This is a genomic window from Blattabacterium sp. (Blatta orientalis) str. Tarazona (assembly GCF_000334405.1).
In the GTDB taxonomy this organism is placed as follows: Bacteria; Bacteroidota; Bacteroidia; order Flavobacteriales; family Blattabacteriaceae; genus Blattabacterium.
Genome location: NC_020195.1, coordinates 178,271 through 201,779, shown reverse-complemented (window position 1 = coordinate 201,779; position 23,509 = coordinate 178,271). Strand labels below are relative to the sequence as shown.

18 protein-coding genes, 6 tRNA genes and 1 pseudogene are annotated in these 23,509 nt (G+C 29.6%); 7 read left to right on the top strand and 18 right to left on the bottom strand.

Translation table 11 applies throughout. The features are described 5' to 3' along the window. Window positions 1-5 precede the first annotated feature (5 nt). From BLBBOR_RS00960 to miaA, 6 genes are all read left to right on the top strand, one after another. On the top strand, window positions 6-416 hold the full coding sequence (locus BLBBOR_RS00960) for a 6-carboxytetrahydropterin synthase (protein WP_015370581.1): 411 nt from the start codon (window positions 6-8) through the stop codon (window positions 414-416). Further along, the gene (gene gcvT, locus BLBBOR_RS00955; protein ID WP_045118243.1) at window positions 406-1,539 is read left to right on the top strand and encodes a glycine cleavage system aminomethyltransferase GcvT; all 1,134 of its coding nucleotides are present in this window, start codon (window positions 406-408) and stop codon (window positions 1,537-1,539) included. The genes BLBBOR_RS00960 and gcvT overlap by 11 nt, the downstream gene beginning before the upstream one ends. 111 nt (window positions 1,540-1,650) lie before the next feature. Then, a complete protein-coding gene (locus BLBBOR_RS00950; RefSeq protein ID WP_015370579.1) occupies window positions 1,651-2,892 on the top strand; it encodes an MATE family efflux transporter in 1,242 nt (413 codons plus the stop codon). Window positions 2,893-2,994: 102 nt separating this feature from the next. Then, window positions 2,995-4,623: a DEAD/DEAH box helicase gene (locus tag BLBBOR_RS00945; RefSeq protein ID WP_015370578.1), complete on the top strand. Its 1,629-nt coding sequence runs from the start codon at window positions 2,995-2,997 to the stop codon at window positions 4,621-4,623. 10 nt (window positions 4,624-4,633) lie between these two features. Continuing rightward, on the top strand, window positions 4,634-5,713 hold the full coding sequence (gene aroC / locus BLBBOR_RS00940) for a chorismate synthase (RefSeq protein WP_015370577.1): 1,080 nt from the start codon (window positions 4,634-4,636) through the stop codon (window positions 5,711-5,713). Continuing rightward, window positions 5,710-6,648: a tRNA (adenosine(37)-N6)-dimethylallyltransferase MiaA gene (gene miaA / locus BLBBOR_RS03190; RefSeq protein ID WP_015370576.1), complete on the top strand. Its 939-nt coding sequence runs from the start codon at window positions 5,710-5,712 to the stop codon at window positions 6,646-6,648. Before aroC ends, miaA begins: the two co-directional genes overlap by 4 nt. Here the strand turns inward: miaA and BLBBOR_RS00935 are convergent. Both BLBBOR_RS00935 and BLBBOR_RS00930 read right to left on the bottom strand, forming a co-directional pair. Then, window positions 6,608-6,683: transfer RNA gene (locus BLBBOR_RS00935), tRNA-Val, on the bottom strand. The two genes, miaA and BLBBOR_RS00935, sit on opposite strands and share 41 nt — an antisense overlap. Before the next feature lie 82 nt (window positions 6,684-6,765). Next, window positions 6,766-8,013: a folylpolyglutamate synthase/dihydrofolate synthase family protein gene (locus BLBBOR_RS00930; RefSeq protein WP_015370575.1), complete on the bottom strand. Its 1,248-nt coding sequence runs from the start codon at window positions 8,011-8,013 to the stop codon at window positions 6,766-6,768. Window positions 8,014-8,070: 57 nt separating this feature from the next. On the opposite strand from BLBBOR_RS00930, the gene glnS reads away from it, so the two are divergent. Next, window positions 8,071-9,723: a glutamine--tRNA ligase gene (glnS, locus tag BLBBOR_RS00925; protein WP_045118214.1), complete on the top strand. Its 1,653-nt coding sequence runs from the start codon at window positions 8,071-8,073 to the stop codon at window positions 9,721-9,723. Here glnS and rpoC read toward each other — a convergent pair whose 3' ends face one another. The 16 genes and pseudogenes from rpoC to BLBBOR_RS00845 form a co-directional block, all read right to left on the bottom strand. Then, the gene (gene rpoC, locus BLBBOR_RS00920; protein ID WP_015370573.1) at window positions 9,724-13,956 is read right to left on the bottom strand and encodes a DNA-directed RNA polymerase subunit beta'; all 4,233 of its coding nucleotides are present in this window, start codon (window positions 13,954-13,956) and stop codon (window positions 9,724-9,726) included. Window positions 13,957-13,987: 31 nt separating this feature from the next. Next, window positions 13,988-17,810: pseudogene (gene rpoB / locus BLBBOR_RS00915) on the bottom strand (DNA-directed RNA polymerase subunit beta). 48 nt (window positions 17,811-17,858) lie between these two features. Next, window positions 17,859-18,227, bottom strand: a complete 369-nt coding sequence (gene rplL, locus BLBBOR_RS00910; protein WP_015370571.1) for a 50S ribosomal protein L7/L12 — start codon at window positions 18,225-18,227, stop codon at window positions 17,859-17,861. A 20-nt stretch (window positions 18,228-18,247) separates the two neighbouring features. Next, a complete protein-coding gene (gene rplJ / locus BLBBOR_RS00905; protein WP_015370570.1) occupies window positions 18,248-18,796 on the bottom strand; it encodes a 50S ribosomal protein L10 in 549 nt (182 codons plus the stop codon). After that, window positions 18,793-19,491: a 50S ribosomal protein L1 gene (gene rplA, locus BLBBOR_RS00900; RefSeq protein WP_015370569.1), complete on the bottom strand. Its 699-nt coding sequence runs from the start codon at window positions 19,489-19,491 to the stop codon at window positions 18,793-18,795. The genes rplJ and rplA overlap by 4 nt, the downstream gene beginning before the upstream one ends. Window positions 19,492-19,497: 6 nt before the next feature. Then, window positions 19,498-19,932, bottom strand: coding sequence for a 50S ribosomal protein L11 (gene rplK / locus BLBBOR_RS00895; RefSeq protein WP_015370568.1), 435 nt, complete (start codon window positions 19,930-19,932; stop codon window positions 19,498-19,500). A gap of 9 nt (window positions 19,933-19,941) precedes the next feature. Continuing rightward, entirely contained in the window at window positions 19,942-20,490 is a 549-nt protein-coding gene (nusG, locus tag BLBBOR_RS00890) for a transcription termination/antitermination protein NusG (protein WP_015370567.1), read from the bottom strand. A gap of 20 nt (window positions 20,491-20,510) precedes the next feature. Further along, window positions 20,511-20,696 carry a preprotein translocase subunit SecE gene (locus BLBBOR_RS00885; RefSeq protein WP_015370566.1) on the bottom strand — a complete coding sequence of 62 codons (186 nt, stop codon included), beginning with the start codon at window positions 20,694-20,696 and terminating at the stop codon, window positions 20,511-20,513. A gap of 19 nt (window positions 20,697-20,715) precedes the next feature. Then, window positions 20,716-20,788: transfer RNA gene (locus tag BLBBOR_RS00880), tRNA-Trp, on the bottom strand. A gap of 10 nt (window positions 20,789-20,798) precedes the next feature. After that, a complete protein-coding gene (gene tuf / locus BLBBOR_RS00875) occupies window positions 20,799-21,986 on the bottom strand; it encodes an elongation factor Tu (RefSeq protein WP_015370565.1) in 1,188 nt (395 codons plus the stop codon). Between the two features lie 40 nt (window positions 21,987-22,026). Further along, window positions 22,027-22,098 (bottom strand) — tRNA-Thr (locus BLBBOR_RS00870). A 20-nt stretch (window positions 22,099-22,118) separates the two neighbouring features. Next, window positions 22,119-22,191 (bottom strand) — tRNA-Gly (locus BLBBOR_RS00865). Between the two features lie 6 nt (window positions 22,192-22,197). Further along, window positions 22,198-22,281, bottom strand: a tRNA-Tyr gene (locus BLBBOR_RS00860). Between the two features lie 7 nt (window positions 22,282-22,288). Beyond that, window positions 22,289-22,362 (bottom strand) — tRNA-Thr (locus tag BLBBOR_RS00855). Between the two features lie 100 nt (window positions 22,363-22,462). Beyond that, window positions 22,463-23,107 (bottom strand): lipoprotein signal peptidase, encoded by a 645-nt coding sequence (locus tag BLBBOR_RS00850; RefSeq protein WP_015370564.1) that lies wholly within the window; start codon window positions 23,105-23,107, stop codon window positions 22,463-22,465. A gap of 4 nt (window positions 23,108-23,111) precedes the next feature. Then, complete coding sequence (locus tag BLBBOR_RS00845) at window positions 23,112-23,507, bottom strand: TraR/DksA C4-type zinc finger protein (RefSeq protein ID WP_015370563.1); 396 nt, start codon at window positions 23,505-23,507, stop codon at window positions 23,112-23,114. Window positions 23,508-23,509: the final 2 nt, after the last annotated feature.

Genomic DNA, 23,509 nt, shown 5'->3' with positions numbered 1-23,509 from the left:
ATTATATGAAAGCAACTATAAGTAGAAAAGGATATTTCAGTTCCGCGCATAAACTATACAATCCTCAATGGGATTATCATAAGAATATTGAAATATTTGGAAAATGCGCTTATTTAAATTATCATGGACATAATTATGAATATATAGTAAGTCTTACAGGAAAAATAAATCCGGAAACTGGATTTGTTTTCAGTTTACAAAAATTAAAAAATATTCTTCATGAAGAAATAGAAGAACTTTTTGATCACAAAAATATTAATCTCGATATTAAAGATTTCTCGATAATTAACCCTACTGCAGAAAATATTGTTATTTTCTTATGGAATCGAAATAAAAAAAAAATATCGTCTAACTTACATTTAAAAATAACTCTGTATGAAACTAAAAATAATTTTGTAGAATATGATGGATCATAATGTAAAAAAAACAGCTCTATATAACAGTCATATAAAATTAGGAGCTAAAATGATTTCTTATTCTGGTTTTTATATGCCTCTTCAATATGTTTCTTCATTAATAGAACATATGTCTGTAAGAAAAAATGTTGGAATTTTTGACGTAAGTCATATGGGAAAATTTATTTTAAAAGGAAAAAATTCTCATAACTTTTTACAATATTTTACAACTAATGATCTGTCTAATATAAAGACAGGTCAAGCTCAATACTCTTGTTTCATCAATCACTTAGGAGGAATTATAGATGATTTAGTCATTTACAAAATTTCAGAAGAAAAATTTTTACTTATAGTTAATGCGGCTAATATTGAGAAAAACAAAAAATGGATAAATGACCATTTGAATTATCAAAATTTAACATTTATAGATTCATCTCAAGAATATTCTCTTCTAGCTATCCAAGGGCCAAAATCTTTGTCTTCTATTCAAAAATTAACAAATATTTCTTTGTCTAAAATTCCTTTTTATTGTTTTGAAATAGGAAAATTTTCAGAAATAGACAATGTTTTGATATCTTGTACGGGATATACTGGATCTAAAGGAGTGGAAATTTATATCCGCAATGAATATGCAGAAAATATTTGGAATGAAATTTTAAAAATAGGAGAATCTTTTCAAATAAAACCTTGTGGAATAGCTAGTAGAGATTCTTTAAGATTGGAAATGGGGTATCGTTTATATGGTCAGGAATTATCTGAAGAAATAACACCTATAGAAGCTGGATTATCTTGGATTACAAAGTTTAATAAAAAATTTATAGGAAGAGAAATATTGTTGAAACAAAAAAAGAAGGAAACTATAAAAGTTTATACCTTTTCTTGTAGAAAAAAAGGAAAAATACCTAGATCAGGATATTCATTCAAAAACGAAAAAAACTTCACAGTTGGAAAAGTAACTTCTGGAGGATATTCTCCAGTCCTAAAAAAAGGAATAGGATTAGGATATATAAAAAAAAATAATTGGAGTTTAGACAAAAATTCTATATTTGTTTCAATAAGAAACAGAAATATTCCTATTCAAATAGTAAAACTCCCCTTTATAAAAAAACATAGAAATATTCTGTATTTCCTTATTTCAACATAAAAAATATAAAAAATAACATATTTACAACATATCAAAAAAAATTTTTTATTAGCCATTCCTGTTACTTTTACTCAATTAGGGGTCATATGTGTTGGTTTTTCTGATAATATAATGGTAGGTATTTTAGGAAAAAAAGCTTTAGCCTCAGTTTCTTTAGCCAATTCCGTTTTTTTTATTATCATCATTTTTGGACTTGGAATTTCCACATCAATTTCTTCTTTAATAGCATCTTTGGATGCTAAACATGAATATAAAAAAGGAGCCATGATTTTTTATCATGGTCTAATTCTTAATTTTCTTTTGTCAATTCTTATGTATGTTTTTATACATGTTTTTTTCTATGTTATTCCATATTTAGGACAACCTCAAGAAATTTTAAGTGACACCATATCTTTTTTAAGAATTATAGCTTTATCTTTTATTCCATGGATGGCTTTCGAAGTTTTCGAAATTTCCGAAGGATTATCTTTAGTTGTTCCTAGCCTGATTATTACTTGGATTTCGGCTTTTATCAATATAATATTAAATTATTCATTTATTAACGGATTTTATGGATTTCCAAATTTAGGAATAAAAGGAATCGCTTATGCTACTTTAATTTCTCGTATAACTATGCTCATAGGTCTTTATCTTCTATTATATAAGTATAAAAAAGTTCGTATTTACTACAAGTATTTTCATTGTTTTTTTAAGAAAGAATATTTTGAAAAAATCCTGAAAATAGGAATTCCTTCTGGACTACACATGTTATTTGAAATGAGTGCTTTCTCTATATCTTCTTTTATCACTGGAAAATGTGGAATCAAAGAATTAGCAGCACATCAAATAGTAATTAGTCTTGTTACTTCTACTTTTCTTCTAAGTACAGGATTTTCTGTAGCTGCAACAGTAAGAATAGGAAATCAATTAGCATTAAAAAATTATTCTGAATTAAGAAAAATAGGATGGTCTGTTCTATTTATGGAAATGACATTTATGCTGGTATGTAGTTTTTTCTTTATCTTATTTAGAAATCATATTCCATATATATATATAAAAAACGACCATGAAGTTGTTGGTATAGCAAAAAAAATGATTATCATTGCTAGCATTTTTCAATTATTTGATGGATTACAAGGAATAATTCTTGGAGCTTTGAGAGGAATACAAGATGTTAAAATTCCTATGTGGATAAGTTTTTTTTCTTATTGGATTATAGCATTGCCCATAGCATGGATTTTTTCTATATATCTAAAAATGGGGGGGAAAGGAGTTTGGATGGGTTTAGGAATAGGTCTTACTATTTCATCTATGCTACTGATGATAAGATATGAAACTATAACTAAAAGACTCATAAAAATGAATGATAATTGAATTTTCATTTAAAGATTAAATATCTATATTTGTCAGAACATGTATAATTATGTATTAATGTGGAAATCTTAATTAAGTGTTCTTAATTAATTTCATTCGTTTATGAAAACATTCAAAGATTATAATTTTTTAAACGATAAAATTATTCAAGCTTTAGAAGATATAGGAATAAAAACTCCTACACCTATACAAAAAGAAGTTATTCCCTATTTGTTAAAATCAGGAAAAGATCTAATAGCATTGGCACAAACCGGAACTGGAAAAACAGCTGCTTTTGGCTTGCCGATCATACAAAAAATAAATTTAGAATTCCGCTTTCCTCAAGCATTAATTTTATGTCCTACAAGAGAACTTTGTATACAGATAACACGTGATCTTTCCCGTTTTTCTAGATATATTTCATTAATAAAAATTATCCCCTTATATGGAGGGGTTAGCATCGAGAATCAAATGCTATCTTTACAAAAAAAGACTCACATTATTGTCGGGACGCCAGGTAGAATTATTGATTTAATTGAAAGAAAAAAATTGCATTTATCCGATATAAAATATTTAGTACTTGACGAGGCGGATGAAATGTTGAATATGGGGTTTAAAGAAGAATTAGATTCCATTATAATAAAACTACCGAAAAAAAGACAAAGTCTTCTATTTTCTGCCACGATGTCTAAATATATGAATGGAATAGCACATAATTACTTAATAGATCCTATAGAAATTATTACAGGAAAACGAAATTTTGCATCTGATGATGTGAGGCATATCTATTATATAGTGAGCAATCAAAATAAATATCTTGCTTTAAAACGTATCGTAGATATCAATCCAGATATTTATGGAATTATCTTTTGTAAAACTAGAAAAGAAACTAGAGAAATAGCAGAGTCTTTAATACAAGACGGTTATAATGCAGATGCACTTTATGGAGATCTTTCGCAATCACAACGGGAATCCGTTATGAACCGGTTTAGAAATAGAATTTTACAATTCCTTGTGGCGACAGATATAGCGGCACGTGGAATAGATGTAAATGATGTGACTCATGTCATTAATTACAATATTCCAGATGAAAGTGAAATCTATGTACATAGGAGTGGTCGAACAGGAAGAGCTGGAAATACGGGAATTTCTGTTTGTATTATTCATTCTAGAGAAACTAGAAATCTACGAGAATTTGAAAAAAAAATAGGAAAAAGTTTTGAGAGAATTATGATTCCTTCTGGAGAAGAAGTCTGTGAAAAAAAACTCTTTCATTTTATAGAAAAAGTAAAAAAAGTAGTAGTGGATGAACAATCTATGAAAACATTTCTTCCAGAAATCCAAAAAAGATTGGAGGTATTTGATCGAGAAGAATTAATCAAACGTTTCTCTTGGATAGAGTTTAATCGTTTTTTTTCCTATTACAAAAACTCTAAGGATCTAAACAATCCTATTTTTTCGTACAAAAAAAATTATTCTGTAAAAAAAAAATTTCTCTCAAAGAGAGTGAAAAAAGAATCTTTTTCAAAACTTTTTCTAAATATAGGATATAAAGACAATTTAACAAAATTAGGCCTGATTAATCTAATCAATCAAGCAGTTAATAATTCACGTATTAATATTGGAAATATAGAAATTTTATCCAACTTTTCTTTATTTGAAGTAGAAAAACGTTATCAAAAAAAAATATTAATAGGAATGAGTAGAATCCATCATTTTGGAAGACCTATTTCTATAGAGATAAAAAATTAAAATTTGATTTATGGCTGGTAATATTTTTGGGAATTTATTTAGAGTTACTACTTTCGGAGAAAGCCATGGAAATGCTTTAGGAGGTATTATTGATGGATGTCCCGCTGGAATAGAATTGAATCTTGAAGAAATTCAAAATGAATTAAATAGAAGAAGACCAGGTCAATCCTCTATTGTTACTCAAAGAAATGAATCGGATAAAGTAAATTTTCTTTCTGGAATTTTAGACAATAAAACTACAGGGACTCCTATTGGATTTATTATCTACAATAAGGATCATCAATCAGATGATTATAGACATATTCAAAATATATATCGTCCTTCTCACTCAGATTTTACCTATGAAAAAAAATATGGAATAAGAGATTATAGAGGTGGTGGGCGTTCTTCTGCACGTGAAACAATATGTAGAGTTGTAGCTGGATCCATTGCTAAACAATTAATAAAAGACATAAAAATTATATCTTATGTTTCTTCCGTGGGAAACATATCCATAAACAAACCTTATCAAGATTTGGACTTATCCAAAATAGAAGAAAACTCTATCAGATGTCCTGATCCATACACTGCTGAAAAAATGATATCTCTAATCCGTAAAATTCAGAAAAAAGGAGATACCATAGGTGGGACTATAACCTGTGTCATAAAAAATGTTCCAGTAGGGATTGGAGAGCCTGTTTTTAACAAATTACATGCTGAATTGGCAAAAGCTATGCTTTCTATTAATGCTGTAAAAGGTTTTGAATATGGTAGTGGATTTTTTGGATCTGAATTGACCGGATCTAAACATAATGATTTATTTAATAGTGACGGAAGCACTAAAACAAACTTTTCCGGAGGGATTTTAGGTGGAATTTCAAATGGAATGGATATTTATTTTAGGATAGCATTTAAACCTGTAGCTACAATAATGCAAAAACAAAAAACTATAGATAAAGAAGGAAATCTAGTTTTTATGGAAGGAAAGGGGAGGCATGATCCTTGTGTACTTCCTCGTGCTATTCCCATTGTAGAATCTATGACGGCTTTAGTTTTGGCAGATTATTGGATGTATAGAAAATTATCTAAATATTCTTCAATAAGAAATTGAAACCTTATTTTATAATTTTTATTTTAGGTCCAACTGGTGTTGGAAAAACGTCTATATCCATTTTTTTAGCAAAGAGATTAAAAACTGAAATTTTATCTTGTGATTCTAGACAATTTTATCAAGAATTAAAAATAGGATCTTCCCGACCTACTATAAAAGAGCTTGAATCGGTTCCACATCATTTTATAGGACATTTAACTATTCATGAGTCTTATAATGCCAAATGTTTTGAGAAAGATTCATTAAAAAAAATGAAACAATTATTTAAAAAATATTCTATTTTAATTATGGTAGGAGGATCTGGATTATATGAAAAATCGATAACAGAAGGTTTGTCGGATATTCCTAATATTGATTTGAATATTAGAAATAATCTAATCTATAATTTTAAAAAAAAGGAATTCTTTTCTTCAAAAGAAATTCAAAAATTATCCAAAATCCCTACAAATATAGACAGGAATAATCCAAGGCGTTTGATAAGATATCTAGAAATAGTTAGATCTACAGGAAAAAATCCTTCTTTCTTTTTTAAGAAGAAAAATTTAAGATTTTTTTTAACCCTAAAAATTGGATTAACTTTGCCAAGAGAAGAAATCTATATTCGAATAAATAAGAGAGTAGAAAAAATGATTCAAATGGGGTTATTAGAAGAAGCTTGTAGGTATTATCCTTACAAACATTTAAATAGTTTACAGACCATAGGGTACAAAGAAATTTTTGATTTTTTATCTAAAAAGAAACAATCCTTCCATGAAGCAATAGAAGAAATAAAAAAAAACACCAGAAGATATGCAAAAAGACAATTGACTTGGTATCGAAAAGACCCTTCTATTACATGGTTTCATCCAAAAGAAAAAGAGAAAATATTTTATTTTATTTTGAATAAAGTGGAAATGGGCAATACTGGATTTGAACCAGTGACCCCCTGCTTGTAAAACAGGTGCTCTAAACCATGCTGAGCTAATTGCCCTAAAAATATCTTCAAATGTAAAGAAAAATTTATAAATTCAATAAAGCTTCAGATACAGTAAAAGTGCTTCCACTTATTAAAATTAGATCTTTTTTTTAGCTTGAGATTTTGCTGATAAAAAAGCTTTCTTTACAGAAGGGAAAAAACATATTTTTCGGTTATTTTTAAACATTTTTTTTACCAAAATTTTCAAATTTTGAATAGAAAATTTTCTTTCTATATTAGGTTGACAAAAGTAATAAAAAGCTTCAAGAGGAAAATATCTTAACATTATTTCTACCTTTTTTTCTTTTACGAAACCTAATACTAAATGCAAATTTTTATATGATTCTTTTTTCAATTGTTTATTGATCATAAGAACACCTTCTTCATTATGAGCTATATCACAAATGATTTTTGGATTTTTTCGTTGTAAAATATGCCAACGTCCTTTAAAATTAGTATTTTCAATAACTTTTTTTAACCCGCTCTTTATAGATTCATTAGAAACTATTATATTTTTTCTTTTTTGTAAAATATCTATAGTTTTTAAGACTATAATTCTATTCAAATTTTGATAATCTGCTTCAAAAGGCATTTGATATTTGGAATAATCTTTTACATAATTTGAGAAATATATTGGAGCGTTTTTTTTTAAGGCTTCTTTAAAAAAAACAAATTGGATTTCTTTAGAAATCTCGCTCCCAATTATAACCGATATGTTCCTCTTTATAATTCCTGCTTTTTCCAAAGCTATTTTTAATCTATCATCTCCCAATGATTCTGTATGATCTTCACTAATATTAGTAATAATGGAAATTTCCGGATTTATAATATTAGTGGAATCTAAACGCCCTCCCAATCCTACTTCAATAATAGCTAGATGAACTTTCTTTTCCTTAAAGTATTGAAATGCTAAAGCCGTATTCATTTCAAAAAATGACATTTTTTCTTTTTCAATAATTTTCTTATTTTCTGCAATAAAATTGATAATGAAATCTTTTTCTATTAAAATACCATTACAGCTGATTCTCTCTCTAAAGTCTATTAGATGAGGAGAAGTGAATAAACCTATGTTATATCTTTCTTCTTGCAAGATAGAAGATAACATATGTACTGTTGACCCCTTTCCGTTAGTCCCTCCAACATGAATGCTTTTAAAAAAATTTTGTGGATTTCCTAAATGAGAGCAAAAAGATTGTATTCTTTTCAAACCAGGTTTATAGGATTTCAATCCTTTTTTTTGATAAATGGGAAGACGGTTAAAAATCCATTGAATAGTTTCAGAGTAATTCACTAAATATAGAAGTTTAATAATATAGCAAAAATAGATTTTTTTAAAAAAATTCATTAAATTTATCGAGTAGTATTATTACACTCTGAAATAATAAAAACACATTTACACTTTATCGAAAAAATTATAGAAGAAGATTTAAAAAGAGGTTTACCTATTGAAAAAATTAGATTTCGATTTCCTCCAGAGCCAAATGGGGTTCTTCACATTGGACATGTTAAAGCTATATATCTGAATTTTGAATTAGGAAGAAAGTATAAAGCACCTGTCAATTTAAGATTCGATGATACAAATCCTATTGGAGAAGAAAAAAAATTCATAGAATCTATCAAAGAAGATATCAGATTTTTGGGATTTGAATGGAATAAAGAATGCTATGCTTCGGATTATTTTCAAAAGCTTTATGAATGGGCCGTAGAACTTATTAAAAAGAATAAAGCTTATGTAGACGACCAATCTAAAGAAATCATACAAAGTCAAAGAAAAACTCCTTTTGAAGGGGGGATAAACAGTCTATATCGTAATAGATCTGTAAATGAAAATTTGTATTTATTCGAAAAAATGAAGAATGGATTTTTTGAAGAAGAATCATGTGTCCTAAGAGCTAGGATAGACATGAAATCTTCAAATATGAACATGCGAGATCCAATTATGTATAGAATTTTGAAAAAAAGACATCCTCGTACTAAAAACGAATGGTGTATTTATCCTACTTATGATTGGACCCATGGTCAATGTGATTATATTGAACAAATATCTCATTCTTTATGTTCTTTGGAATTTGAAAATAGACGTCCATTATATAATTGGTATCTAGATCAAATTTGTGAAAGCAATAAAATAAGGCCAAAACAAATAGAATTTTCAAGACTAAATATGAGTCATACCATAACTAGTAAAAGAAAAATACAATACTTGATTGAAAAAAATGTGATTTCATCATGGGATGATCCCCGGATTTTAACAATATCTGGATTGCGTCGTAGGGGGTACACATCTTTAGCTATAAAAAATTTTATTCAAAAAATAGGAATAACAAAAAGAAAAAATCTTATTGACACCTCTCTTTTAGAATTTAGAATTAGAGAACATTTGAACAAAATTGCTCCTAGAGTAATGGTGGTATTAAAACCAATAAGATTAGTCATTGATAATTATTCTATAAATTCTACTGAATGGCTAGAAGCAGATAATAATCCAGAAAATAAGAAATTTGGATGTAGAAAAATTCCTTTTTCAAAATTTTTATATATTGAGGAAAATGATTTTCTAGAAAAAAAAGTAAAAAAATTTTTTAGACTTTCAATTGGACATGAAGTCAGACTTAAAAATGCTTATATCATTAAAGCAAATTTTGTTGTAAAAGATTCTAATGGAAAAATAAAAGAAATACATTGTACTTATGACCCAACAAGTCAATCTGGAAAAATTGTAAAAAATGAAGATAAAAAAAGAGTAAAAACTACCTTACACTGGGTTTCTATAAAACATTCTATTCCCATAAAGATATATTTATATTATCCACTTTTTTCAATAAAAAATCCAGATAAAGAAAATTTTAAAGAACACATAAATTCAAAATCTATAGAAAAGATTGTAGCCTATGCAGAACCTATCTTACAAAAAGCTAAAAGTGGAGATTGCTTTCAATTCCAAAGAATTGGATATTTCTATGCAAATATTGATCTAAATAATAATAAAGAAGAACTAATCTTTCATAAAACCGCTTCTCTTAAAGATCAATGGAAAAAAATAAATAAAAAGTAATTACAAAATTTCTATATCCTGATTTTCATATTCTCTTAATCCAGTTCCTGCAGGTATTTTATGTCCTACAATTACATTTTCCTTTAATCCATACAAATGATCAGTCTTACTACTTATAGCTGCTTCACTTAAAACTTTAGTTGTTTCTTGAAAAGAAGCTGCAGATATAAAAGATTTAGTCTGCAAAGCTGCTTTGGTTATCCCTTGTAATATAGGTCTTGCAGTAGCTGGTATAGCATTTCTAGTTTTCATCAGTTTCTTATTCTTATATTTTAAAACAGCATTTTCATTCCGAAAATCTCTATAACTAATCAAATCTCCAGATTTAAAATTTTGAGAATCTCCATGATTTTCAACTACTTTCATCTGAAAAATTCTATCATTTTCTTCTATAAAATCGTCCTTATATTCAATATTTCCTTCTAAAAATTTAGTATCTCCTACTTCAATCACTTCTACTTTACGCATCATTTGCAAAACAATCACTTCAAAATGCTTATCGTTAATTTTAACACCTTGCAAACGATATACTTCTTGTATTTCTTTCACCAAATATTCTTGAACAGCTCTTGGGCCCCTTATATTTAAAATATCATTCGGAGTAACTGCTCCATCGGATAAAGGCATTCCTGCTTTTACATAATCATTCTCTTGAACTAGAAGTTGATTAGAAAGTTTTACTAAATACTTTCTAATTTCCCCTGTTTTAGATTCTACTATAATTTCTCTATTTCCTCTTTTTATTTTTCCATGACTGACTATTCCATCCATTTCTGATACTACAGCAGGATTAGAAGGATTACGAGCTTCAAACAATTCAGATAAACGAGGTAACCCTCCTGTAATATCTCCAGACTTAGCGGACTTCCTGGGAACTTTAACCAAAATTTTTCCTACTTTTATTTTCTCTTGATCTTTTACCATTAGATGAGCGCCTACTGGTAAATTGTAAACCTTCAATTCTTCATTATTTTCATCCAAAATTTTTAATGTAGGTATTAAATTTTTATTTCTTACTTCTGTAATAACTTTTTCTTGAAATCCAGTTTGCTCATCTATTTCCACTTGAAAGGTCACCCCCTGTTCTAAATGTTGATAAGAAATTTTTCCAGTATACTCTGCCACAATAACAGCATTATACAGATCCCACTGGCAAATTATATCTCCTTCTTTTAACTCATCCCCATGTTTAACATATAAAGTAGCTCCATAAGGAATATTATTATTCATTAAAATGGATGACTTATTCTTATTAAATAGTTTCATTTCTGTAGAACGAGATACAACAACTCCAACTTTTTCTCCATAATCATTTTTAGTTTGAACAATTTTTAAATCCTCAAATTCTATAATTCCATCATATTTTGCTCGTATCTGTGAAGATTCTGTGATATTCCCAGCTGTTCCTCCAACATGAAAAGTACGTAAAGTTAATTGAGTTCCCGGTTCTCCAATGGATTGTGCGGCAATAACTCCTACAGCTTCTCCTTTTTTAACTATCTTTCCTGTAGAAAGATTCCGTCCATAACATTTAGAACAAATGCCCATTTTAGCTTCACAAGTAAGAGGAGAACGTACTTCCACGAACTCTATTCCAGATTTTTCAATTAAATCTGCAATTCTTTCATCAATCATTTCTCCAGAATGAACTATTAATTCATTGTTTTTTGGATGAAAAAGATCATTTAAAGATATACGCCCCAAAATTCTATCAAATAAAGTTTCAACTACTTCTTCGTTTTTTTTCAATGCTGATATTTCTAAACCACGTAACGTGTTACAATCTTCCATTTTTATAATTACATCTTGAGCCGCATCTACTAGACGTCTTGTCAAATATCCGGCATCTGCAGTTTTCAATGCGGTATCAGCCAATCCCTTACGAGCTCCATGAGTAGATATAAAATACTCTAAAATAGAAAGTCCTTCTCTAAAATTAGACAAAATAGGATTCTCAATGATTTCTCCACCAGAAGATCCTGCTTTTTGAGGTTTAGCCATTAATCCGCGCATTCCAGAAAGCTGACGAATTTGTTCCTTAGATCCTCTTGCTCCAGAATCTAACATCATATATACGGAATTAAAACCATGCCTATCTTCACGCATATGCTTCATTACTTTTTCTGTTAACATAGCATTTGTATTTGTCCATATATCAATAACTTGGTTATAACGTTCGTTATTTGTTATTAACCCCATATTATAATTCATTTTCACATTGTCTACTTGTTTTATAGCATAATTTACCATGTTTTTTTTATCACTTGGAATGATAATATCTCCTAATCCAAAAGAAAGACCTCCTTTGAAAGCATTATAAAATCCTAATTCTTTGATGTCATCTAAGAATTTTGCAGTAGTAGGAACATCTGTTAAATGCAAGATCTTTCCAATAATTTCCCTTAAAGATTTTTTTGTAAGGGATTCATTAATGAATCCTACTTTTTTAGGAACCACTTGATTAAATAAAACTCTGCCTACAGTAGTTTCTATCAATTGATCAAATAAAGTTTCTTTCTTTCGAACACTAACTTTCACTTTTATTAAAGCATGTAATTCCACCACATTTTGATTATATGCTATTTCTACCTCTTCTGGAGAATAAAAAATAAGTCCTTCTCCTTTTACTTTCCTAGAAGAAGAAACTAATGGTTTAGTCATGTAATATAAACCTAATACCATATCTTGAGATGGAACAGTAATAGGAGAACCATTAGCAGGATTTAAAATATTCTGAGAAGCTAACATAAGAAGTTGAGCTTCTAAAATAGCTCCAGAAGATAAAGGAAGATGTACGGCCATTTGATCTCCATCAAAATCTGCGTTAAAAGCAGCACAAACTAAAGGATGTAATTGAATCGCTTTTCCCTCTATCAATTTTGGCTGAAAAGCTTGAATTCCTAATCTATGTAAAGTTGGTGCTCTATTCAACAAAACAGGATGTCCTTTTAATGCATTCTCTAAAATATCCCAAATCATTGGATCTCTTTTGTCTATAATTCTTTTAGCAGATTTTACAGTTTTTACAATCCCTCTTTCAATTAACTTTCGTATAACAAAAGGTTTATAAAGTTCAGCGGCCATATCTTTAGGAAGTCCACACTCATGTAATTTTAAATGTGGTCCTACTACAATAACTGAACGAGCAGAATAATCTACTCTCTTTCCAAGAAGATTTTGTCTGAAACGACCTTGTTTTCCTTTTAAAGAATCAGATAAGGATTTTAAAGGACGATTCGCCTCAGATTTCACTGCGGATACTTTTCTGGAATTGTCAAAAAGAGAATCTACAGCTTCCTGAAGCATCCTTTTCTCATTTCGTAAAATAACTTCAGGAGCCTTAATTTCTATAAGCCTTTTTAAACGATTATTTCTTATAAGAACACGACGATATAAATCCGTCATATCAGAAGCCGCATAACGACCTCCATCTAGAGGAACAAGAGGACGTAATTCAGGAGGAATAACAGCTAAAATATGAATAATCATCCAAGAAACATTTCCCCCATTCTTTTTTCCCTCTCTAAAAGATTCTACTACTTGTAAACGTTTTAAAGCTTCAATACGTCTTTGTTTAGAAGTTTCATTATGAGCTTGATTTCTCAAATCAAGAGATAATCTATCTAAATCTAAACGAGTCAAAAGATCTTCTATACACTCAGCTCCCATCTTAGCTATAAATTTCTTAGGATCCGTATCTTCTAAATAAAAATTTCCTTTTGGAAGTTTATTTAAAACATATAAATACTCTTCCTCTGTAAGAAAATCTCCTTTTTGAAAAAATGAACCATCTGAACGAGTAGACTCCCCTCCCTGAATTACCACATATCTTTCATAATAAATAATCATCTCAAGCTTTTTAGATGGCAATCCTAATAAATATCCAATTTTATTGGGGGAAGAACGAAAACACCAAATATGAACCACGGGGACTACCAAATTAATATGCCCCATGCGTTCTCTTCTTACCTTTTTCTCTGTGACTTCTACTCCACATCTATCACAAACAATTCCTTTGTAACGGATTCGTTTATATTTTCCACAAGCACACTCATAATCCTTAACTGGACCGAAAATCCGCTCACAAAAAAGACCATCTCTTTCTGGTTTATGAGTTCTATAATTGATGGTTTCCGGTTTTAAAACCTCTCCATGAGATTCTTTCAATATAACTTCTGGAGATGCTAATCGAATAGTAATTTTATTAAATTTTTTATTTCTTTTTCTATTCATTTTTTCATAAAATATAAGAAACTGAAAACTTTCATTCTTCTAAATTAATATCCAGTCCAAGTCCTTTTAATTCATAACACAAAACATTAAAAGATTCTGGATTATTGGGTTCAGGCATGGGATCCCCTTTTACTATAGCTTCATAAGTTTTAGCTCTTCCTGTTACATCATCAGATTTAACAGTTAATATTTCACGCAAAATATTAGAAGCTCCAAAAGCTTCTAAAGCCCAAACTTCCATTTCTCCAAAACGCTGTCCTCCAAACTGAGCCTTTCCTCCTAAAGGCTGTTGGGTGATCAGAGAATATGGACCTATAGAACGAGCATGCATTTTATCATCAACCATATGACCTAGCTTTAACATGTATATTACCCCTACTGTTGCTGGTTGATCAAATCTATCTCCTGTCCCCCCATCAAACAAATAAGTAGTTCCGAAACGAGGAATATTAGCTTTATCTGTAAATTCAGATATTTTCTCTATAGTAGCTCCATCAAATATAGGAGTTGAAAATTTAATATTTAACTTGTAACCAGCCCAACCTAATACAGTCTCATATATTTGTCCAATATTCATTCTAGAGGGAACTCCTAATGGATTTAAAACTATATCTACAGGACTACCGTCTTCTAAAAACGGCATATCTTCCTCACGAAGAATACGAGCCACTACTCCTTTATTTCCATGTCTACCAGCCATTTTATCTCCAACTTTCAATTTTCTTTTCTTTGCAATATAAACTTTAGCCATTTTAATAATCCCAGAAGGCAATTCATCTCCAACAGTAATAGAAAATTTTTTGTGTTTCAACATACTATTTAAATCATTAACAGAAATTTGATAATTATGTAGTATTTCCGATACAAGATTATTAGTTTCTACATCAAAAGTCCAACCTCCCTCCGGGAGGTCTATATAATCAGATATTTTATTAAGTAATTTCGCAGTGAATTTAGTTCCTTCTTCTATAATTTCCTGTTTTTTTTCATTAATAATAATTTTCTTAGAAATTTTTCCATGTAAAACGGTATGCAATTTTTGTAATAATTGATTTTTTAAATCAGAGAATTTTTTATCATATTCTTTTTCTATGCGCTCTAACTGTATTTTATCCTGAACTCTAGATTTTTTATCTTTTATACTACGAGTGAATAATTTCGTATCTATTACCACACCAAATAAAGAAGGTTCTGCTCTTAAAGAAGCATCTTTTACATTTCCAGCCTTATCTCCAAAAATAGCTCTCAATAATTTTTCTTCTGGAGTAGGATCAGATTCTCCTTTAGGGGTGATTTTTCCAATCAAAATATCACCAGGTCTTACTTCCGCACCTACTCGTATAATTCCATTTTCATCTAAATCTTTAGTAGCTTCTTCACTAACATTTGGAATATCATTTGTTAATTCTTCCATTCCTAATTTTGTATCACGTACATCTAGAGAATACTCATCTATATGTATAGAAGTAAACCAATCTTCACTTACTACTTTTTCTGAAATTAAAACGGCATCTTCAAAATTATATCCATTACATGGAATAAAAGCAGCTCTTAAATTTCTTCCTAAAGCTAATTCTCCATTTTCAGTAGCATATCCTTCACATAAAATCTGTCCTTTTACTACTTTCATTCCCTTTTTAACAATAGGTTTTAAAGTAATACATGTATTTTGATTAGTTTTTCTAAATTTAATCAAATCATAAGTTTTCACTTTAGGTTCAAAACTGACCAAAGCTTCTTTTTCCGTTTTTTCATAACGTATAATTATTTTTCTTGCATCAAGATATTCCACTAATCCATTGCTTTCTGCATTAATTAAAATACGAGAGTCTCTGGCTACCTGTTTTTCTAATCCAGTTCCTACAATTGGGGCTTCAGGTTTTAATAAGGGAACAGCTTGACGCATCATATTAGAACCCATGAGAGCTCTATTCGCATCATCATGTTCCAAAAAAGGAATTAAGGAAGCAGATATAGAAGCGATTTGATTAGGAGCTACATCTATATAATCCACTTTTTTTGGAGTGACTATAGGAAAATCTCCATCTTCACGAGCTATTATTCTATCAGAAACAAAATTTCCATATTGATCTATAGCATTAGCTTGTGCTATGATTTTTCCTTCTTCTTCTTCTGCACTTAAATATTTAACCTTAGATTTTAAATCTACTTTTCCATCATGAATAGCTTGATAAGGAGTTTCTACAAACCCCATATCATTAATCTTTGCAAAAACAGAAAGAGAAGAAATTAAGCCAATGTTTGGACCTTCTGGAGTTTCAATGGGGCAAAGTCTTCCATAATGAGAATAATTTACGTCTCTAACCTCAAATCCAGCCCTTTCTCTGGATAACCCTCCAGGACCTAAAGCAGACAATCTTCTCTTATGAGTAAGTTCAGATAATGGATTTGTCTGATCCATAAATTGGGATAATTGATTAGTTCCAAAAAAAGTATTTATAACAGAAGATAAAGTTTTTGCATTAATAAGATCTACCGGCATAAAAACTTCATTATCACGAACATTCATCCGTTCTCTTATTGTTCTAGCCATTCTGGCCAAACCAATACTAAATTGGGCATAAAGCTGTTCTCCTACAGTTCTTACACGTCTATTAGATAGATGATCTATATCATCCACTTCTCTTTTAGAATTGAACAAAGCATTCAAATGTTCAACTATAGCAATAATATCTTCTTTAGTTAAAACTAGATAATCCGGATCAATATTTAATCCAAGACGTTTATTCAAACGATATCTCCCCACAGGTCCTAAACTGTATCTAGTATCAGAAAAAAAAGACTTATCTATAACTCCTCTAGCCGTTTCTTCATCTGGAGGTTCTGTATTTCTAAGCTGTCTATATATATACTCTACAGCTTCTTTTTCAGAATTAGTGGGATCTTTTTGCAGAGTGTTATAAATGATAGAATAATCTTTCTTCTTTCCTTCCTTTTTATGTAATAAAATTGTTTTTATCTCATGTTGGATCATCAAATCAATATGCTCTTGTGTTATGGTGACATCTCTATCTATCAAAACTTCATTTTTCTCTACAGAAATCACCTCACCAGTATCTTCATCTACAAAATCTTCATGCCAAATATTCAATATTCTAGCGGCCAAAGCTCTTGATAAAATAGATTTTTTGTCTTCTATTTCTGTTATTTTTACTTCTTCTGCTAAATCAAATATTTCTAATATATCTTTATCTCTTTCATATCCAATAGCACGAAGTAAAGTGGTCATGGGTAATTTTTTCTTTCTGTCTATATAGGCATACATAACATTGTTGATATCCGTAGCAAATTCAATCCAAGATCCTTTAAAAGGAATTATTCTTGCGGAATATAACTTCGTTCCATTAGCATGATGAGATTGTCCAAAAAATACTCCAGGAGAACGATGCAATTGAGAAACTATCACACGTTCTGCTCCATTGAATATAAAAGAACCAGAAGGAGTCATATACGGATAAGTCCCTAAATAGACATCTTGATATACAGTCTCAAAATCCTCATGTTCTGGGTCTGTACAATATAACTTTAATTTTGCTTTTAAAGGAACATTATAAGTTAATCCCCTTTCAATGCATTCTTCTATAGAATATCTGGGGGTATCGATAGAGTACCCTTTGAATTCTAAAACGAAGGAATTTCTCGCATCAGAAATAGGAAAATTCTCTGTAAAAGCTTTAAATAGACCTTCATTTTTTCGATTTTCTGGTTTTGTATCTAATTGAAAAAATTCTTTAAATGATTTTATTTGAATATCCAAAAAAATCAGGATACTCTACTTGTTTTGCCACTGAGGCAAAAGTTATTCTTTCTGAGACATTTTCTGTGTTCACCAAATCTAACAGTAATTTTAACTTAAAAACAAAAAAATAAATCTTGATTTATCATTTCAGTTCAACATCAGCTCCTATTTCTTCTAGTTTCTTTTTTAATTCTTCTGCTTCTTTTTTATCAATAGATTCTTTAATAACGTTTGGAACATTATCTACTAATTCCTTAGACTCTTTGAGTCCTTTTCCAGTGATTTCTTTAACTAATTTCACCACAGATAATTTAGAATTTCCTGATGATTTTAAGATTAAGTTAAAAATATTTTTTTCTTCTTTTTCGGAAGATATTTCCTTCTTTTTTGAAGAATCAACCACTAAAGTATCAGATGGTTCAATCCCATACTCATTTTTTAAGAGATTAGATAATTCATTAACTTGTTGAACAGTTAAATTAACCAATTGTTCCGCTAGCTTTTTTATCATTTTATTATTTTTTTTAATTGTTAGAAAACACGTTTATTTTTAGATATAGATAACGTCTTTAGAATTCTAAAAATCTGATTTTCTCCATTTTTTATGGATAAAATAACCTGTTCAATAGTGGATTGAAGCATTTTTAAAATATCTATTATGAGATCTTTTTTGGATTTAATATTAATTAATACATCTAAATCTTTATTTCCAAAATAAAAAGATTCTTCTATATATGCTCCTTTTAAATAAGGTTTTTCTATTTTTTCGGAAACATGAAAATTTCTTATAATTTTTGATGGAATATTCCCTAAATCTGAATTGCAAGCTAAAACAGAAGTATTTCCATTTAAAATAGAAAAAAAAGAATCTAATTTTTTATTTTTAATATTTTCTAAAGCTTTTTTCAATAAAGTATTTTTGACTACTCTCATTTGAATATTATATTCATAAAAATTCTTTCTTAGAATAGAAATTTGATTAGAATTTAAATCGGATACATCAATTAAATATATTGTATCATTATCCGATAATATAGAAATTAATTTTGATAATTCTGTTCTTTTTTTTTCTTTCTTCATTTGTTTATAAAACTTTTAAATTCTACTAAAACACTACTACTCATAGAAGTCGATAAATAAATACTTTTTATATAAGATCCTTTAGAAGAAGAAGGTTTACTCCGAGTAATTTTATTCATGAGGGCTTTTACATTATTTGATATATATTGAGAATTAAAAGAGATCCTTCCGATAGAAGCATGAATAATTCCATAACGATCCGTTTTAAACGAAATTTTTCCAGATTTAATTTCCTTAATAGAATTTCCTGGATTCATAGAAACTGTATCCACTTGAGGATTTGGCATTAGACCCCTGGGTCCTAATATTTTTCCTACAGAACTCAATTGATCCATAACAGATGGCATAGCTACAATAACGTCAATATCCAGCCATCCAGATTTAATTTTTTCTAGATAATCCAATCCTACATAATCTGCCCCAGCTTCTTTAGCTTCCAATTCTTTATCTTTTGGAACTAGAGCTAAAACACAAACGTTTCTTCCTGTTCCATGTGGTAATCGAACAGTTCCTCGTACCATTTGATTTGGAATACGTGTATCTATATTCAGATGAACAGAAATATCCACTGAAGCGTCAAATTTAACAAAAGATATTTCTTTAAGAAGAATAGATGCTTCCTCTAAAGAATATTTCTTATTCTTATTAATTTTTTCCAGAATTTTTTTTCTATTTTTAGTTAACTTCTTTGACATGAGTATTTATTTATCGACTTCTATTCCCATAGAACGTGCAGTTCCAGAAATCATAGATATAGCAGAATCTATGGAAGAACAATTCATATCTTCCATTTTATTTTTCGCAATCATTCTAATTTGATCCAAACTAACTTTTCCAATTTTAGAACGATTTGGTTCTCTGGATCCTTTTTCTGCTTTTATCAGATTCATTAACTGAATAGATACAGGAGGTTTTTTAATTAGAAAAGAAAAAGATTTATCTTCATATATAGTAATAATCACTGGACATATCTCTCCCTTCCATTTTTGAGTCCTAGAATTATATTGTTTACAAAATTCCATAATATTCACTCCTGAACTTCCTAAAATAGGACCAATAGGAGGTGATGGGTTTGCATTTCCTCCATTGATTTTTTGTATTTTTATTTTTTTGACTATTTTTTTTTGACTAATCATTATTCTGTTCTAAATTTTCTCTATTTGTGTAAAATTCAATTCCAAGGGGGTTTTTCTCCCAAAAATCAAAACTGCTAATTCCAGTTTTCTTTTTTCTTCATTAATTTTTTCAATAGTTCCATTAAAACCGCTAAAAGGGCCATCTATTACTTTTATAGTTTCTCCAACTACAAAAGGAATGCAAAAATTTTCATAACTTTCGGATAATTGATCTATCTTTCCTAACATTTTATTAACCTCTTCTTTTCTCATAGGAATAGCAGAACCTCCTTTTCCTTCACTTAAAAAATTTATCACACCAGGAACATTTTTGATGGCATGGACAGCCTCTCCCTCAAGATGGACTTCTATCATAACATATCCTGGAAAGTGCACTTTTTCCCTATGAATTTTTTTCCCTTTTCTCATTTGGATAACTTTTTCAATGGGGACTAAAACCTTTCCTATATATTCTTGAAATCCATTATCTCTAATTTCATTCTCAATATAGGATTTTACCTTACTTTCTTGACCACTAATGGTTTTTAAAACATACCATTTTCTTTCAAAATCACTCATCGATACTTAACTTTTATGTTTTATTTTAAGGAAAATAATTTTTTAATAAAAAAAATAAAAAAACCATCCACTCCATATAGAAACAGAGATAAAAATATAGAAAAAAACGACACTATTATCGTAGTAATTTGTAAATCAACCCACCTTGGCCAGGTGATGCAATAAACAAATTCATCGTAAATTTCCAAAAAAAATTTTTTTTTCATGCTCTATCTACGATTTTCGCACGGATGGTAAGAATCGAACTTACGACATTCGGTTTTGGAGACCGATGCTCTACCAACTGAGCTACATCCGTATGTATATAATTAATCCATAATCTTAGTAACTTGTCCTGCTCCAACAGTCTTTCCTCCTTCACGAATAGCAAAACGCAAATTTTCACTTAAAGCTACCGGTTGATGTAAATCAACTTCCATAGAAATATTATCTCCAGGCATAACCATTTCTATTCCATCAGACAGATGAATTTCTCCCGTAACATCTGTTGTTCTCAAATAAAATTGTGGACGATATTTATCATGAAAAGGAGTATGTCTACCTCCTTCCTCTTTTGTAAGAATATATACTTCCGCTTTAAATTTCTTATGAGGTTTTATAGATCCTGGTTTTCCAATAACCATTCCACGTCGGATATCTTTTTTTTCTATTCCACGCAATAAAAGTCCTACATTATCTCCAGCTTGACCTTTATCCAAAATTTTACGAAACATTTCTACTCCTGTTACGGTAGACGATAATTTTTCTTCTCCCATTCCAATAATATCAACTAAATCTCCTGTATTAATGATTCCACTTTCGATACGACCAGTGGCTACTGTTCCTCTCCCTGTAATGGTAAACACATCTTCTACAGGCATTAGAAATTCTTTATCCATTTCTCGAACTGGTTCTGGAATATACTCATCTAATACATTCATCAATTCTTGTATCTTTTCTACCCATTTCTTTTCTCCATTTAAAGCCCCTAAGGCAGATCCTTTAATCATAGGAATATTATCTCCATCATATTCATATTTAGAAAGTAACTCTCGGATTTCCATTTCTACTAATTCTAATAATTCTGGATCATTTACTTGATCTACTTTATTCATAAAAACAACTATTTTGGGAACTCCAACTTGACGTGCTAATAAAATATGCTCTCTAGTTTGAGGCATAGGTCCGTCTGTAGCGGCAACCACTAAAATAGCTCCATCCATTTGAGCTGCTCCAGTAATCATATTTTTAATATAATCCGCATGTCCTGGACAATCTACATGGGCATAATGCCTCTTCACTGTTTCATATTCTACATGAGAAGTATTAATAGTTATTCCTCTAGCTTTTTCCTCTGGAGCATTATCGATTGCATCAAAGCTTTTCTCCTCTGCCAATCCTATTTCTGATAATACTTTTGTAATGGCAGCTGTTAAAGTTGTTTTTCCATGATCTACGTGACCAGTTGTACCTATATTTAAATGTGGCTTGTCACGTTTAAATTTTTCTTTTGCCATGATAATTTCTAAAATTTTTAATAATTTTTATTCAAGAAAAAGCCAACGGCGGGATTTGAACCCGTGACCTCTTCCTTACCAAGGAAGTGCTCTACCCCTGAGCTACATTGGCCTTCATTCATAATTAAGTAGAGCGGAAGACGGGATTCGAACCCGCGACATTCAACTTGGAAGGCTGACGCTCTACCAACTGAGCTACTTCCGCCTAATATGGGGAGAGCAGGATTCGAACCTGCGAAGGCAAAGCCAACAGATTTACAGTCTGTCCTCGTTAACCAAACTTGAGTATCTCCCCAAAATAAAGCCGGTGGAGGGATTCGAACCCACGACCCCGAGATTACAAATCACGTGCTCTTGCCATCTGAGCTACACCGGCTGTTTTTATTTTATCATAGAATTAAATAATTATTCACTAAGGAAATCAGGTAGGTACAAATCTATAGAGATTTTTATAATTCTCAAAAAAATAATGAGTCTCAAAAAATTTTTACATGTTTGATTTTATTTTTGAAAATAAACAATAAAATAACTCCGAGAAATATTATAAAATCTGAAAAATTGAAAACTGGTTTAAAAAAATGAAAATGAGATCCTCCAAAAAATGGAATCCAAGCAGGAATATAAGTATCTATTATAGGAAAATAAAACATGTCTACTACGCATCCTTCCATGAAATTTGCATATCCATTATTTGATAAATAAAGATTTATTTTAGATATCCCTGCATAAGAAATCCACTTATGAGATCCTCTATCATAAATAGTTCCTGTATCAAATAACAATCCATATAAGGCGCTATCTAAAAAATTTCCTATAGCTCCCGATAAAATAAAAGTGGTAGGAATTATCAAATAATTAGAAGATTTTTTTTTATTCTTTTTATAAAGAAAAATAGACAGAAAAAAAACTAAAATGATACGAAAAATACTTAAAATAATTTTTCCTAAATATCCAGGAGCGAGATAAATCCCATAGGCCATTCCAGGGTTTTCTACAAAAAAAATCCAAAAAAATGGAAAAATAGACACTCCACTCCCTAATTCAAAATGAGTTTTTACATAAATTTTTAAAATTTGATCTGTTAATAAAATAGAGGAAATACTTAGAAAAATTTTTTTCAAAAAATTAAAAATTTACTTTTTTTTTCTTCAACTTTCTTTTTCCTTCAATACTTAAAGTAGTATGTGGAACGGCCATTAAACGTGCTTTAGGAATCAATTTTTTTGTTATGCGACAAATTCCATAATCTTTGTTTTCAACTCTAATTAAAGCTGTATTCAAACTTCGTATAAATTTTTGTAAGTGTTCTATGATTTGAGCATTTTGTTCTTTACTAAGCGTTTCTGATCCTTCTTCAAAAGCTTTAAATGTAGGATAAGTATCATCTGTTCCATTATTTTGATCATTAGCAAAGGATTCTTTAAGGATTAACAAATCTTTTTTGGCTTTTTCTAGTTTTTCAAGTATCAGTTTCCGAAACTCATTCCTCTCTTCCATCGAATATCTTTGTTTTATTTTCATTT

Excerpts from the sequence above, each read along its gene's own strand:
- BLBBOR_RS00960 (WP_015370581.1), top strand. The coding sequence starts at position 6 with ATGAAAGCAACTATAAGTAGAAAAGGATATTTCAGTTCCGCGCATAAA.
- gcvT (WP_045118243.1), top strand. The coding sequence starts at position 406 with ATGGATCATAATGTAAAAAAAACAGCTCTATATAACAGTCATATAAAA.
- BLBBOR_RS00950 (WP_015370579.1), top strand. The coding sequence starts at position 1,651 with ATGGTAGGTATTTTAGGAAAAAAAGCTTTAGCCTCAGTTTCTTTAGCC.
- BLBBOR_RS00945 (WP_015370578.1), top strand. The coding sequence starts at position 2,995 with ATGAAAACATTCAAAGATTATAATTTTTTAAACGATAAAATTATTCAA.
- aroC (WP_015370577.1), top strand. The coding sequence starts at position 4,634 with ATGGCTGGTAATATTTTTGGGAATTTATTTAGAGTTACTACTTTCGGA.
- BLBBOR_RS00930 (WP_015370575.1), bottom strand. The coding sequence starts at position 8,013 with ATGAATTTTTTTAAAAAAATCTATTTTTGCTATATTATTAAACTTCTA.
- rpoC (WP_015370573.1), bottom strand. The coding sequence starts at position 13,956 with ATGAATAGAAAAAGAAATAAAAAATTTAATAAAATTACTATTCGATTA.
- rplL (WP_015370571.1), bottom strand. The coding sequence starts at position 18,227 with ATGATAAAAAAGCTAGCGGAACAATTGGTTAATTTAACTGTTCAACAA.
- rplJ (WP_015370570.1), bottom strand. The coding sequence starts at position 18,796 with ATGAAGAAAGAAAAAAAAAGAACAGAATTATCAAAATTAATTTCTATA.
- rplA (WP_015370569.1), bottom strand. The coding sequence starts at position 19,491 with ATGTCAAAGAAGTTAACTAAAAATAGAAAAAAAATTCTGGAAAAAATT.
- rplK (WP_015370568.1), bottom strand. The coding sequence starts at position 19,932 with ATGATTAGTCAAAAAAAAATAGTCAAAAAAATAAAAATACAAAAAATC.
- nusG (WP_015370567.1), bottom strand. The coding sequence starts at position 20,490 with ATGAGTGATTTTGAAAGAAAATGGTATGTTTTAAAAACCATTAGTGGT.
- BLBBOR_RS00885 (WP_015370566.1), bottom strand. The coding sequence starts at position 20,696 with ATGAAAAAAAAATTTTTTTTGGAAATTTACGATGAATTTGTTTATTGC.
- tuf (WP_015370565.1), bottom strand. The coding sequence starts at position 21,986 with ATGGCAAAAGAAAAATTTAAACGTGACAAGCCACATTTAAATATAGGT.
- BLBBOR_RS00845 (WP_015370563.1), bottom strand. The coding sequence starts at position 23,507 with ATGAAAATAAAACAAAGATATTCGATGGAAGAGAGGAATGAGTTTCGG.